We start from the raw sequence: 13,593 nt of genomic DNA, 5'->3' as shown, positions 1-13,593 counted from the left end.
CTTGATCCGAGTCATCGTCCGCCGGGTGTCCCCCGACAGCGTTTCATAGGCTCGGACCAACTCCTTCAATTGCCGCGTCGCCTCATTTCCGTGATGCACCGAACGCAACATCCCGGTCCGCAGAAGATCGGCCAGTTTCCGCGCATCCACCTTGTCGGTTTTCGATCCTTCCGCCAGCAGCTTGTTCCGCCGCGGGTCGCACACCACGACCTCGGTTACAAAATGCCGGATCACATCGTGGAGCCATGTCGCTTGTGTTGTCTCTTCGAAGGTCACATGCAGTGGCCCGCTCAGGCTTTGCACCAGCCGGATGATCGCTGCCGCTTCGGTCGCGACCATCGTTTCCAAAATCACCTTGCCATCCGCATCCAGAACCGTGACTACCGTCATTGCCTGATGGACAGAATCCTTCAAAGCGCCAATCGAGGTCCTCGTTGTTGAATCGGCTCAAAAGCGGAAGGAGAATTGACGTCAAGCCACCACAAGAAGCGCAGGCTGGAAATCGAATCTTGTCCACCGGCAGCCGGGATCGAAAGCAATACCCAGTAGCTAATAAGGGGGCGCACACCTGAATTCCGGAATTCGAATGCTGGAATTCAGGTGTGCACCCAGGTGTGTTCCTAGAATTGAATTTAAGCCGGCACCGCATTAACCGTTCCCAGTCAGACGTCGCGCAAGGGAATGGCGTTTGATGGAGTTTTGCTCACCTCGATTTCAGAGCAACGCGAGAAATGAGCCCTGCTCGGTTTCCGCGAACCTTTCAATATCTTCTCGATGTTCGCGCAGGATTGTCTCTATGGCGGCAGTGGAGCAATTGCCGCGACGAATCCAGACGACTTTCGGTGGGTGACCAAAAAGAAAGCTACGCTGATGAAAGTCAGCGTCTTTGGAAACAATCAAAAAGCCGTTCGTTTTCGCGTATTCCCAAACTGGCCCATCCGGCGCCTTTTCCAGTCCGGCATAGCGAACGTGGCTGGATTCGGGAAACTCCAAATTCAGCGCTTTGACCAAGCGATGACTGAGATTTTGATCGAGAAGGAGCTTCACTGGGGCGGTATGGACACGAGCTTTCGTTCGCGGTCGGCCGCGAATTCAAGACATGCGCGGATGTCGCCTGCAGTGAGTTCAGGGAAGTCCTCAAGAATCTGCTGTTCAGTCATGCCCGAAGCGAGGTACTCCAGGACGTCGTAGACCGTTATGCGCATTCCCCGGATGCACGGCTTCCCCCCTCGCTTGTCGGCCTCGATCGTTATGATGTCTTGGTAACTCATTTTCCCAATTTACAGGCTCTCGTAGTTGCGATCAACAATCGGCGTAAGGTATTTGCGGAGTTGTCGAATTCTGAATGCATGACACCCCCTGGCGTGTCGTCGAGCCGACAACTCTTTTTTGGGCAGCCCCGCCAACGCTACACTAGTTACATAACAGCCGCTATGCGCGGAAAACCCACCACGCCATCGACGCCGACCCCTGTTTAGTTCCTACCATTTTCCTACCATTTGCTAAATCCCATCTGTTTACGTAATGCGATTTTATAAGCGGTTCCGCTGGCCCCGCCTGCGGCTTGAATCTGCAGAATCTCTTACGTTCTCCTTTTCAAGGTGACCGGGGAGGGCGAGAGCGTCCTCACTGAGGCGGAACGCGCGGAGCAGCAGCGCAATGCCGACTCGCAGACCCTGAGCATCACTCTGCCGGAGCACCTCAAAGAGTCTGCCGACAATCAGATCGGCGCCGGGCGATACAGCAGCGTCAGCGACTACATCGGCGCGCTGATCCGGGAGGATCAGAAGCGCCAGAAACGCTCCGCCTGAAGAAAATTTGAGAAATCTTTCGGAAGCCTGTCAGGTTTAACCCGTTTCCGGAGTTATACAAGTAGGGGGGATATTCAACGGCCGCATATCTCTCCTCTTTTACTGTCGCGGCCCGAAGGGCAAGCGCGATAGCGCGCAGCCTCAATAAATATTCGAATCGGGAAAGGAGGTGAGAGCGATGACGACAACTATTCAAAATGTGATTCAGAAGATCAAGGCGAAGCTGAATTTTCATGGAGTGTCGGATACCGACGTGCTGAACGCGGGTAACACGGGGTACAACGGCTTGTTGAGCAATCCGGCCTTCCCGAACACGCCGGTTCCCCTGCCGACAGTCCGGCAGGATCTGGACAGCTTCAGTGCGTTGATTGTCGATGCCGAAGATGGAGGTAATAAAGCCATCAGTGCGAAAAACAAACAACGTGCGGAGGTCCTCCGGGTGTACACGCTGCTTGGACATTACGTCGAAGCCACGTGTAACAACGATCCGGCGACGTTCAACACCAGTGGTTTCACGGCGGTTGTTAAAACCAAAACCGCGCCGCAACCGCTGGCTCCGGCGAAGTTCACTTCGATCGAGCGCGACCCGAACAGCGGACAAGCCGTTGTGAAGGTCGAGCGTCAGATCCGCGCCATTGACAACGATGTGCATTATGCGCAAGAAGGCACGGGCGGCGTCCTTGGTCCCTGGACCCTGATGACGTTGACCAGTTCCAATAAAGGTGACCATCAGTGGCCTCACGCCGGCCGGAAGTTACCAGTTCCGGGTCCGTGCGCTGGGTAAACTGGGTCACACGGATTGGAGCCCGTCGATGACGTTCATCTCGGCGTAAACCAAAGCGGGAGCACAAGCGCGACAGCGCGCAGCCCCCATAAAAAGGGCCGGCGGCTCCGGGTATACACGGAACCGCCGGCTCTACGCCCTCCTCATTTACTAGGGGATTCTGACGGACAGCTGTATTTCCTCTCGTGACCCTTCGCGGATAACGATCGATTTTCCGGAGTCTTCGTTTGCCTTCATGAATGCAGGGTCCAGCCAGACGCCGTTATCGACATTGTCCCAGGCGAACAGTTTGTAGGAACCCGGGGAAATCCGATCGAATTTGAAATGTGCGGAGGTGTCGCTGGTGCCTGTCCGGTACAGATCCTGCCGCTGCCTTCTGTCGCCGTCCGGCACGAGCACGACGGTTGCATCGGGTGCAGGCATCTGATTTTCCGCGACAACGGTTCCGGAAATCGAACCCGCATTCAGCCCCACGACGATCACCATCGGACTATCCGGCGGCTGCGTATCGGCCTGAAAGCCGCCGCTTAAGATGTCATCGTTTCCGATTCGAATCGACTTCACATACGCGTTCTGCAGCGCCGCCGGTATGGACGGATTGCCGGTAGTGGTCAAAACCGGCGCCACATCGATTCTGTAATCGCCGGTCGTGACGTTCTGGATCGCGAACTCGCCCGTAGCTGACGGCACGCCGCTCGTGGCCGGCGGTTCGATCATGTGCGCCTGGGGCGCGGCCCGGAGCCTCACGCGAAGCGAGGCGATGCGGGGATCCCGCGCGGCAGGATTGACGCCGTCCAGCAGAATCTGACCGTGTATCTGGAAACCGGACGAAACGACAATCTGCACGCCATCCAGGTCCGTATCTCCGGCGGGAATCCGGACGCTTCCAGTACGCGTGTAGCCCGCGACAGAAAGCACGGCAGGTCCGGCAACGACCGGAATCTCGAAGGCGCCCGTGGTTGGATTGATAATATCCTGGGCGCTGCTGTCCGTTCTGGGCGCCGCCTGGACGGAGTTCGCATAGCCCGGCGTTGGGTTGACGAACGGACGCCCCGTTGCGCTGTCGATCACCACTCCGCGCACGCGCCTCGTCCGCACCGGAGCAAGCCGGATATCCACGCCTTCGATGCTGGCTCCCGGTGCCAGATTGACGGCTTCAGCCGCCTGCTCATCGGCCGTATTTGGATAATAGATCGGCATGTAGGTTCCACCGGCCATCACGAACCCGCGCGGCACCGTGACCGGCGCCAATGGATTTTCCAGGGGCGTGCCGAAGCGCTGCCCGTTCATCGCGCCTGAAGCAATGGATCCGGAGGAGTTCACAAGGACCAGGTCTCCCAGCCCCCGCCAATCCGGAGCATTCACTCCGACGAAGTAACGGCCGGGCGCCAGCCAGAACAGACGGTATTCTCCAAGGTCATTCGTGAGTGCCGCCTGCACAGGAGTGAATGTACGCTGCCCGTTCTGAAATGACGGCTTCAGCGCGCGGACAGTGGCTTTCACGACCGGCAGGCCGTTCACGTCATAGATCCGGCCCGAGATCGCGGCGGTCGCGGTTAGCGCAAGATCGAGCCCCGCGACATTGCGGCCGGCGGCGAACTCGAGCGCTGTTCCACCCTTGCCCGGCGCGCGCTGGCCGTATTCGGCGCGGACATATCCGGCCTTGTTGGCAACGATCCGGTACTTGCCCGGTCGGACGTTGCGCACGGCATATTTGCCGTCGTCCCCGGAGGAAACCGTGTACTCGATCGAGTCATCCGAATCGCGATGAAGCTCGACGATCGCTCTCGGAACCGGCTCATTCGTCCCGGCGCGTTTTACGAATCCCTCGACCTGTGTTCCATTTTGCGCCAGCAAACCGGCGAGAACCATGGCATGGAGCAGCATCATTCACCTCTGCGCATCGATGACGATCAATTGCCTGTTTTCCTGGCTCGTCTGGCTGATCTCGACACGCGTTCCGCGAGATTCGAAATTCTTGAGAAAATCCGGATCGAACCACGAGCCGTTCTGCACATCCTCGAACGCGAACAGCGTGTAGCCGCCCGGAGCGATGCTTCTCATGGCGAAACGGCCGGATGCGTCAGTACCCGCGGTCCTGTAAAGATCCGTGCGGCGGCGAAACGGCAAATCCGGGACAAGAACGACGACCGCATTCGGGATCGCTTCGCTCTTGCCATTGACAACTGCACCGTTGATTTCCGCCTGGGTCGTGCCGATGACGATTTCGAGAAGGCCATCCGGTTTACCGCTCAGATGCAAACCCCCATTCAGAACGTCTGTATTCCCATGGCGGAACGATTTGAGAAACGTGCCGGGATGGAGACCCGGCGGCGCCGGGCCGTTGCCGCGCACGCCGGTGTAGGTTGCGTTGACCTTGTAATCGCCCGGTCCGATTCCTGAAATGAGAAAAGATCCATCCGTCTGCGTTGCGTCTGGATCGAGCCCGCCGGGCCGCGTCGGCACCTGCACCGAAGGCATGCCGAACACTTCCGGGTCGTGCTGGATATAAACTTTCAGCCGCGTGACGTCGAAGTCGGGATCCGCCTTGCCGTCGACAATCAATCGGCCGTGCAGATCGAAGGGGGGCGGAATGATAATAGAGATTCCCCTCAAATCCTGGCTGCCAACCTGGAGCGGCAAGCGTCCGGCCGTTCCACCGGGTGCACCCGGCTGACCTGCCTTTGCTGCGAGCGATGCGAACAAGTCATAAGAACCCGGAACCAGACCAGCAATGTTGAATTCTCCATTCCCGTTCGCGGTGCCGTTCGGAATCACAACGCTGGGACCGCCATCGCGCGGTATCGCGCGCAGCGTAGCGGATGCAGCGGGCTGTCCTGTGCTTCCGTCGAGGACGGTACCGAGAACATGGTGGGCGGCGATCGGGACGGCCACGGTGACATCCATTCGCATGAGATTGTCGCCGGCATTCAGCGCAAGCGTTCGCGCCGCATTGAAATCGGTTGTGCCCGGATAATAGGCGCGCGGATACACTTCTTCACGTATTTCGCCGTTCTCCAGAACGTGCCGGCTGACGACCGGCGCTCCCATTTCGTCATGGTACGGGGTTTCGCCCGGCGGCCGGATAAACATCGACGCCGATCTGGCAGCGATATCGGTGGGTTTTGTTGTGATGTAATACTGGCCCGGAGACAGCCAGAAGAGACGATACTCGCCCACATCATTGGTCTGAACGGACTCGGCAATGGTCAAGACCCGCCGTCCCTGCCAATACGTCGTCTTGAGCGCTTGAACCTTCGCATTCCCGACCGGCTCTCCATCGCGATCAAAAATGCGGCCCGAGATCGCGCCGGGCGCCGCCATGCCGATCCGGATATCGCGGACCGCGTCCGCGGTGTGTACGAGGATCGGCAGCCCGCGAACATTCGGCACCTTCTGTCCATACTCCGCCGGAAGCAGACCGTCTTCGCGCGTTGCGAGAACCCGGTATTCGCCCGGCTGCACATCGGGAAATGCGAAGGAACCGTCATTGGCCGTCGTTGTCGAGTAGGCCGCCGTCGTTCCCCCTGGCGACTTTACCAGCTCCACCCGAGTGCCGGGCAGCGCCTCGCCGGATCCCAATCTGGAAACAGCGCCGCTGACCGACGCCGATGCCGTCAACTGCGGCGGCGCTAAAACGGCTGCCGTTTCCGGTTCGGCCGGCAGAGCAGGAAAAACAATTGAAGCCGGCGTTGCCGAAAGCAGGACGGCCGGCGCCAGGGTTGTCAGCTGAAGCACGGCCGTCGTCGCCATCAGGATGGCAAGCGATAACACCAGTGCCGCGCCGGCAAGCCGGCTGAGTGAGCCGCGCCTCGCGAGCGGATCGAGGATCGCGCACAGCCGTGTTTCGAGGTCGGAGAGCGAGCAACGTCCATGCCGCAGGGAAAAATATCGCTATTCGCCGGAACAGCGCCTGGCTTTCCTTGTTTTCGGAGGCTTCGGCCGCCAGCCACTCGGCATCGGACCATCGGAGTCGCGGAAGTAAGTCATGACGCGCAGGCCCGGTGGGCGGGTGCTTCGGAAGTCTGAGTTTGACCCTTTCATCGAAGTCGATCTTTTGCTTGCGCGCTTTTCGCATGAAGCGGACCAGAGTTGCGAACATGAGAACTACCACTGCGACAACCAGCCACTGCCACCAATCGACCCAGCCCGTCAGAGGAGAGAACATCACGAACAGGCTGAGAACCGCAACTACGGCCAGGCTGCGAAAAAACTTCGAATCTGCTTCAAGCCGATCAAGCTCTCCTTTCGCAGAGGCGCTTCCCAGCCGTATCAGGGATTCGCTCCATGTCAGCCGATTGTCGTTTTCGCTGTAGAGGTCCGCCGTAAGCAGCTCGTTGAAAAGCCGGTCTGCGCGCCGCCGCATCGAGGGCAGTTCCTTTTTAACCTCGAATTCGAATTTGCGCTTGTAGTACCCGTCATACAGCGGATCCATGAGCCACGACCCCAGCGCAAACAAAAAGTGTCCAACGATATAAGAGACGATGAGAAACACCAGCCAGGTCGGAACCACTTCCGGCTCTGCCAGACTTTCGAGAAGATCCTTGTGGCGGATCGACAGAACCTTCCACACGACGCCGCTGAACATCGCACCGGGCAGGATGACGGCAAAAAGGTCCACCACCCCAAGATACAAATCGCTGGCTTTTCCTCCGGCTTCGCCGCTCTCCGCCATAAATCGTTCTCCCGGAATGGAAGTGCCAACCGCTGTAAAACCGATAACTGCACTCAAACGGCGCCAGTATAGATGATGCTCATTGCCGCTAAAAAGGAAATGCGGAATTGCGGGTGCGCCCCTCAATTGGCTTAAAGCGTGCACCGAATCCATTCGAAGCGGAGTCTCGGTCTGTATGCGTCACGAAAAGGGCAAATCAGGCTGGCTTGGATGGGGACGCAAGCTGTTCTGGTCCTGGTGGTTATGGGTCGTGGCTGCAGTCATGGTCGAGGCGGCGCAGCACGGTAATGCCGCGGCGGCGCTGGCGGGTGTCGGCTTCTTCTTTTATCTCGTTGCTCCGCGCGAACACGTGCCGCACTACGGCCTGGATTCGAAATATCCCATTGATTCCGATGAATTCCTTGCCAGTGTTACGGGGGCCACGGGCGTTCCGCTGATTCCAGGCAACAAAGTCTCCATTCTGACGGACGGCGATGAATTCTATCCATCGATGCTGGAGGCCATCGCCGGCGCCCGGAAAACCATCACCATCGAAACGTACATCTATTGGAACAGCGAAATCGGACGGCATTTTGCATCGGCGCTCGCGGAAAGGCGGCACGCGGGCGTGACCGTGAAGATTCTGCTGGACGCGTTCGGTTCATCCAGCATCGGCAGGAACATTCTCAAGACATTCAAAGACAGCTGCTGCGAAGTGGTCTGGTACAACCGGATGTGGCTGCGCACACTCGCCAACTTCAATCAGCGCAATCACAGGAAATCTCTTATCGTCGACGGACGCATTGCGTTTACGGGCGGCGCCGGTATTGCCGATCAGTGGACCGGAAACGCGCAGGATCCCAGGCACTGGCACGACATCATGATCCGTGTCGAGGGCCCCGGCGCGATGAAACTTCAGACCGGGTTTGCGCAAAACTGGCTCGAAACGACAGGCGAACTGATCAACGGCGAAGGTTTCTTCCCGTCCCTGCCCGATGCGGGCGGCATCGCCGTTCAAATGCTGCTGAGCTCGCCGAAAAGCGGATCGTCCGCCATCCGGACCATGTATTACCTTTCCATTATTTCCGCCCGCCATACCATCTACATCTCGAATCCCTACTTTGTGCCCGACGATTCCGGCGTGCAGATCCTGGTCGAAGCGAAAAAGCGGGGCGTGGATGTGAAGATCATGGTTGCCGGCACACATAACGATATGCGCATCAGCCGGTACGCCAGCAACCATCTGTACGGGAAATTACTCGAAGCCGGCATCGAGATCTATGAATACAACAAAACGATGCTGCACCAGAAAACCATGGTGGTCGACACCTCCTGGATCACCGTCGGCACCACCAACTTCGATACACGTTCCTTCGCTCTCGATGAAGAAAGCAATGTCTGCGCCTACGATCGCAAAATGGCCGAAGAGCTGGAAGCTATTTTTCGAAACGACGCGCAATCCTGCCGCCGCGTCGCCTTTCAACAATGGCGCCATCGCGGATTCAAACAGCGGCTTTTCGGCGCTGCATGTGTCTTCCTGAAAGAACAGATCTGAAGCGGCCCGCGTAGCTCTTCCACGTTTTCGGGTTAATATCTATTCTGATGGCGTTATTCGATTCTCCGAAGTGGCGTGTTTTGAAGGGCCTACGAGCTTATCTCAGGCCCCATCGGCGGAAGCTCGCCGCCGGCTTCCTTTGTGTCTTTCTGACCAACCTGTTCCTGCTGGCAATGCCAACGGTTCTGGGCTATGCCGTCGACAGCCTCCAGTACTCTGTCACACGCGAAAAGCTGACTTACTGGGCCGCTCTCGTCGTCGCTTTGGCGGTCTGCGAAGGGGTTTTCCGCTTCTTCATGCGGCATCTCATTATCGGCGTGTCCCGCGATGTGGAGTATGCGATGCGGAACGACATCTTCCGCCACCTGGAAACGCTGCCGATGTCGTTCTATCAGCGGAACAAAACGGGCGACCTGATGTCGCGCGCCACCAACGATCTGAGCAATGTCCGGATGCTGTTCGGACCGGGCATCATGTACACCGCCAACACGATCGTTGTCGCCGTTGTGGCGATCCTGTTCATGCTGCGGATCAACTGGCAGCTGACGTTGCTGGCGTTGCTTCCGTTGCCTTTCGTGTCGCTCAGCGTTCGCTACTTCGGAAAGAAGATTCACGATCTGACGGAGGAATCGCAGGCGAAACTTGCGGACTTGAGCGCGCGCGTCCAGGAGAGCATGGCAGGGATCCGCGTCGTCAAGGCATTCTCGCAGGAGACGCATGAGATCGGGGAATTCGAAGGGATAAACCGGTCCCTGGTTTCGAAAAATCAGGAACTCATCCGTTTTCAGAGTGTGTTCTATCCCACGATGGAACTGATGATCGGCACGGCGGTCGTTATCGTCATCTGGTTTGGCGGCCGTCAGGTCATCCAGAACGCGATTTCGCTCGGAGATTTCGTGGCGTTTACCATGTACCTCGGGAGGCTGAGCTGGCCGATGATTGCGCTCGGCTGGGTTGTCAATCTGCTGGAGCGCGGACGGGCGTCGATGGAACGCCTGAATTACATTCTGGAGACCATTCCCGATGTCCGGAACGAATCGCCTGTCGCAGCCGAATTTGAAGTTTCCGGTGAGATTGAGTTTCGCAACCTGAGTTTTTCTTACGATGGGACGCCGACCCTGCGAAATATCTCGCTGCGAATTCCAAAAGGCCGGACCGTGGCGATAGTCGGCGCTACCGGATCGGGAAAGACTTCATTGGTCCAACTTATACCGCGTCTGTACAACGCTCCCATGAATTCCTTGTTCATCGACGGCGTTCCGATTGAGCGTATTCCGCTTTCAGCGCTTCGCAGCGCGATCGGATTCATCCCGCAGGACACGTTCCTGTTTGGAGAAACAATCCGGGAGAACATCGCATTCGGAGTCGAGTCGGCTGCCGACTCGCAGATTCTCCACGCCGCCCGGGTTTCGAATATCGAAGCGGACGTGGAGAGTTTTCCCGATAAGTTCGAAACAATGGTTGGTGAAAGGGGCATCACTCTTTCGGGCGGGCAGAAGCAGCGAACTGCGATCTCCCGCGCGGTGCTCCGGGATCCCCGAATCCTGATATTAGATGATGCTCTGTCGAGTGTAGACACCTACACGGAGGAGCAGATCCTGCGGGAGCTGAAAGGTGTCATGCAGAATCGCACGTCGATCCTGATCAGCCATCGTGTGTCGACTGTGAGAGATGCCGATGAGATCGTTGTTCTCAATGAAGGACAGATCGTCGAACGCGGTACGCATGCCGAACTGCTGACCGCGGAAGGTTACTATGCGGAACTGTACCGGCGGCAATTGCTGGAAGAGGAACTGGCGGTCAGCGACTAAATGCAGGAAGAAGAAGTACTCGGTAAGGCATACGATTCCAGGCTGATGCGCCGCCTGGTGGGCTACCTCCGGCCATACAAAAAGTATGTCGCGGTTGCGCTGGTCCTGATTCTTCTGGAGTCGGGCCTGGAAGTCACCTTTCCGTGGCTGACAAAGATTTCCATCGACAGGTACATCACGGCAGGAAATATGCGCGGTCTGGCCGTGATCGCTGCCGTTTACATTGTGTTACTCCTGGTCCGCTTCGTCTGTTCCACGGCGGAGACCTACGTTCTTCAGAACACCGGCCAGAAGATCATGTACGACATGCGGATGGAGACCTTCCGGCATCTGCACACGCTGCCGGTGTCGTTCTACGACAGGAATCCGGTCGGGCGGCTGATCACCCGGGTCGTAACGGATGTCGACGTCCTCAACGAAATGTTTTCCGCCGGCATCGTCTCGATTTTCGGCGACATCTTCACGCTGTTGGGGATTCTTGCCGCGATCATGGTTCTCAACTGGCAGCTTGGCCTTGTCACCATGTCCGTCGTCCCCCTCATATTCCTGACAACTGCGATCTTCAGGATAAAGGCGCGCGATTCCTATCGGCGGGTGCGCATCGCGATCGCAAAGATCAACGCCTTCCTGCAGGAACACATTACGGGCATGGCTGTGGTGCAGCTTTACAACAGGGAGAAAAGAAGCTTCGATAAATTCGACGCCATCAATGAGGAGCATCTCGCGGCAAACCTGGACGGAATCCTGGCATACGCCTGGTTCTATCCGGCAATCGAACTTCTGAGCTCCATCGCCATCGCTCTGATCATCTGGTATGGCGGCGGCAAAGTCATACAAGGGTTGCTTACGTTTGGTGGGCTGGTCGCGTTTACACAATATTCAAACCGTTTCTTCCAGCCGATCGCGGATATGAGCGAGAAGTACAACATTCTGCAGTCGGCGATGGCGAGTTCCGAAAGGTTGTTCAAGCTGATCGATACGCCGGCTACGGTGTTGAATCCGCCAGATGCCATCCGGCCCGCGCATCCGGCTCACGGGGACATCGAATTTCGAAATGTCTGGTTTGCCTACAACGCTGAAGATTGGATTCTGCGCGATGTGTCCTTCCGCGTGAATCGCGGCGAGTCGGTCGCCATTGTCGGGCACACGGGCGCCGGCAAGACAACCACGACCAGTCTGCTGACGCGGTTCTACGATATTCAAAAAGGCGAAATCCTGCTGGATGGCATCAACATCGCGAAGCTGGATCTGGAATACCTGCGCCGCTCGTTTGCGGTGGTGCTTCAGGACGTCTTTTTGTTTTCCGGAACCCTGGAATCGAATATCCGGCTCGGTTCGCCGATACCACGGGCTCGCGTTGAAGCCGCGGTGGAGGATGTCAACCTCAGTCCATTCCTTCGGATGCTGCCGGCAGGACTGGATCATCCGGTGAACGAACGCGGCACGACGCTTTCCTCCGGCCAGCGCCAGCTCCTGGCATTTGCGCGCGCGCTGGCGCATGATCCGCAAATCCTTGTCCTCGACGAGGCGACATCGAGCGTCGACACTGAAACGGAGTTGCAGATCCGGAAAGCGATCGACCGCCTGATGGAAAACCGGACATCGATCATTATCGCGCATCGTCTTTCAACGATTCAGCGCTGTGACAAAATCATCGTCATGCACAAAGGCCGTGTGCGTGAAATGGGAACCCATCAGGAGTTGCTTGCCCAGCGGGGGATTTATTACAAACTCTATCAACTGCAGTACAAGGAACAGGAAGTAGGCGTAAGGTGAGATCGATAGAGAACCAGGTTGCGGTCGTAACAGGTGCAGGCCGCGGCATCGGCCGCGCGATCGCTATAGAATTGGCCAGGCGCGGAGCGAAAGTGATTCTCGCGTCGCGAAGCCGGGCGGAGTTGGAAGAAACGGGCAGGGTCGTCGGACCCGGGGCGAGCGTGATTCCCACCGACGTTCGAAAAAGGGAAGAACTGCAACGCCTTTTCGAACAGGCTGCGGCATCTGTTGGCCCGACGGACATATTGGTGAACGCCGCGGGATTAGGAATCTTCGGCCCTGTAGTTGATTTCAAGGACGAAGATTTTGAAACTCTCATCGAAACGAATTTAAGAGGGATCTTTTTAAGCTGCCGTTTCGTACTTCCCTCCATGATCGAACGCAAGCGGGGCCACATTGTGAACATAGCCTCCATTGCCGGAAAAGTGGGTTCGGCGAATCGAGCGGTCTACTGCGCATCGAAGTTCGGAGTCGTGGGGTTCACGGAATCGCTGGCCGAAGAGGTGAGGCAATCCGGCATTCGCGTTTCGGTTATCTGCCCCGGCTCCACAGATACGCGCTTTTCACCCGGCGATGTATCCGGCAAGGCCAGAGATCGTATGCTTCGTCCCGAAGACGTCGCTCACGCTGTCGCAATGATCGTCACGCAGGAGCCCAACAGCTTCATCAGCGAAATCATCATGCGTCCGACGCAAAAACCATAAAGGGATCATCGATACGGATCACTTTGCCTCGAACGCGCCAAAGTATCCGCTGTCAGAGCCAGTTCTGTGTTTTGAGCCCCGGCACTCGTTTGAACTCGGCTTGATTATTAGTAATGAGTATCACGTTCAGGCTTAAAGCATGTGCAGCGATCAACATGTCCAACGAGCCGATGGTTTGGCCCTTGTTTTCCAGAAAAGCTCGAATTCTGCCGTACGCAGCTGAGGCTGGTTGATCGAAAGCAACAATGGTGAGTGGGGAGGTAAACTGCCGCAGTGCCTCACGATTCGTCTGCCGGCGGCTGCTTTTTGCGGCGCCATACTCCAGTTCTGCGAGTGTTACGGATGAGATTCCTGCATGATCAACTGGAGTGCGCTCAAACCTGTTAAGTAGATTTTGGGGACGATGTTTGATCAGATGGATACAAATGTTTGTATCCATCATGAACTTCATCAGAACGCCTTCGACCGCTTGTCCATTGGTGGTTGCTTGCGTTCGTC

At 57.2% G+C, this 13,593-nt stretch carries 13 protein-coding genes; 6 read left to right on the top strand and 7 right to left on the bottom strand.

Annotation, left to right across the window (positions count from 1 at the left end):
• The 3 genes from VGK48_22755 to VGK48_22745 form a co-directional block, all read right to left on the bottom strand.
• On the bottom strand, positions 1-390 hold a 390-nt coding region (locus VGK48_22755; GenBank protein HEY2384005.1), incomplete at its 3' end, for a transposase.
• 324 nt (positions 391-714) lie between these two features.
• On the bottom strand, positions 715-1,047 hold the full coding sequence (locus VGK48_22750) for a DUF5615 family PIN-like protein (GenBank protein ID HEY2384004.1): 333 nt from the start codon (positions 1,045-1,047) through the stop codon (positions 715-717).
• On the bottom strand, positions 1,044-1,271 hold the full coding sequence (locus tag VGK48_22745) for a DUF433 domain-containing protein (protein HEY2384003.1): 228 nt from the start codon (positions 1,269-1,271) through the stop codon (positions 1,044-1,046). Before VGK48_22745 ends, VGK48_22750 begins: the two co-directional genes overlap by 4 nt.
• A gap of 330 nt (positions 1,272-1,601) precedes the next feature.
• Here VGK48_22745 and VGK48_22740 point away from each other — a divergent pair, with 330 nt between their 5' ends.
• The gene (locus VGK48_22740; GenBank protein ID HEY2384002.1) at positions 1,602-1,811 is read left to right on the top strand and encodes a type II toxin-antitoxin system ParD family antitoxin; all 210 of its coding nucleotides are present in this window, start codon (positions 1,602-1,604) and stop codon (positions 1,809-1,811) included.
• Positions 1,812-1,989: 178 nt separating this feature from the next.
• Entirely contained in the window at positions 1,990-2,595 is a 606-nt protein-coding gene (locus tag VGK48_22735; protein HEY2384001.1) for a hypothetical protein, read from the top strand.
• 150 nt (positions 2,596-2,745) lie between these two features.
• On the opposite strand, the gene VGK48_22730 is transcribed toward VGK48_22735, so the two are convergent.
• Genes VGK48_22730 through VGK48_22720 form a run of 3 tightly spaced genes read right to left on the bottom strand, consistent with a single transcriptional unit; the run spans position 2,746 to position 7,327 of the window.
• The gene (locus VGK48_22730) at positions 2,746-4,482 is read right to left on the bottom strand and encodes a carboxypeptidase regulatory-like domain-containing protein (protein ID HEY2384000.1); all 1,737 of its coding nucleotides are present in this window, start codon (positions 4,480-4,482) and stop codon (positions 2,746-2,748) included.
• 3 nt (positions 4,483-4,485) lie between these two features.
• Positions 4,486-6,144 carry a carboxypeptidase-like regulatory domain-containing protein gene (locus tag VGK48_22725; GenBank protein ID HEY2383999.1) on the bottom strand — a complete coding sequence of 553 codons (1,659 nt, stop codon included), beginning with the start codon at positions 6,142-6,144 and terminating at the stop codon, positions 4,486-4,488.
• The gene (locus tag VGK48_22720; protein ID HEY2383998.1) at positions 6,083-7,327 is read right to left on the bottom strand and encodes a hypothetical protein; all 1,245 of its coding nucleotides are present in this window, start codon (positions 7,325-7,327) and stop codon (positions 6,083-6,085) included. The genes VGK48_22725 and VGK48_22720 overlap by 62 nt, the downstream gene beginning before the upstream one ends.
• Positions 7,328-7,445: 118 nt before the next feature.
• Between VGK48_22720 and VGK48_22715 the strand changes: the two genes are divergently transcribed.
• The 4 genes from VGK48_22715 to VGK48_22700 are packed head-to-tail and all read left to right on the top strand — an operon-like array spanning position 7,446 to position 13,095.
• On the top strand, positions 7,446-8,804 hold the full coding sequence (locus VGK48_22715; GenBank protein HEY2383997.1) for a phospholipase D-like domain-containing protein: 1,359 nt from the start codon (positions 7,446-7,448) through the stop codon (positions 8,802-8,804).
• Positions 8,805-8,851: 47 nt separating this feature from the next.
• Positions 8,852-10,615 (top strand): ABC transporter ATP-binding protein, encoded by a 1,764-nt coding sequence (locus VGK48_22710; protein HEY2383996.1) that lies wholly within the window; start codon positions 8,852-8,854, stop codon positions 10,613-10,615.
• Positions 10,616-12,391, top strand: coding sequence for an ABC transporter ATP-binding protein (locus tag VGK48_22705; GenBank protein HEY2383995.1), 1,776 nt, complete (start codon positions 10,616-10,618; stop codon positions 12,389-12,391).
• The gene (locus tag VGK48_22700) at positions 12,388-13,095 is read left to right on the top strand and encodes an SDR family oxidoreductase (GenBank protein HEY2383994.1); all 708 of its coding nucleotides are present in this window, start codon (positions 12,388-12,390) and stop codon (positions 13,093-13,095) included. Before VGK48_22705 ends, VGK48_22700 begins: the two co-directional genes overlap by 4 nt.
• A 52-nt stretch (positions 13,096-13,147) precedes the next feature.
• Here VGK48_22700 and VGK48_22695 read toward each other — a convergent pair.
• The coding region (locus VGK48_22695) for a PIN domain-containing protein (protein ID HEY2383993.1) at positions 13,148-13,593 on the bottom strand (446 nt) is incomplete at its 5' end.

The organism is Terriglobia bacterium (assembly GCA_036496425.1).
Lineage (GTDB): Bacteria > Acidobacteriota > Terriglobia > 20CM-2-55-15 > 20CM-2-55-15 > 20CM-2-55-15.
The sequence above is the reverse complement of the archived record's forward strand: the minus strand, read 5'-3'. Positions and strand labels throughout refer to the sequence as shown.